General features: G+C 63.1%; 1 protein-coding gene. It reads right to left on the bottom strand.

Features of this window, described 5'->3' with window-relative positions:
* Positions 1-293 (bottom strand): immunoglobulin-like domain-containing protein (locus J5M56_RS27290; RefSeq protein WP_207938182.1); only part of this gene is annotated, 293 nt, incomplete at both ends.

Raw genomic sequence — 293 nt, 5'->3', positions numbered from 1 at the left:
TCACAACGCCGCCCTCGGTCACGCTTGGGGTGGCCGTCAGGGTTACGGTGCTGGTGTCGATGCTGTCGGTCACGGCGGTTACCGCCGGGGTTGGGCTGACGCTCAGCTTCTCGAAGTCACCGCCGGTAGTGCCGGTAATGGTCGTGCTGACGCTGCCGGCATCGATGTACACGGTGTTTTTCGGTGCATCGACAGTGACAGTACCTTGGCTCTGGCCCTTGGCGATATTGATGACTGCACCGTTGCTCAGGGTCACCGTCATCGCGCTGCCGGCCGGGTTGGTCAGCTTGGCG

It is taken from the genome of Pseudomonas sp. 51_B (assembly GCF_017491595.1).
Lineage (GTDB): Bacteria > Pseudomonadota > Gammaproteobacteria > Pseudomonadales > Pseudomonadaceae > Aquipseudomonas > Aquipseudomonas promysalinigenes.
Note: the sequence above shows the minus strand (reverse complement) of the source record. Positions and strands in the feature narration are given on the sequence as shown.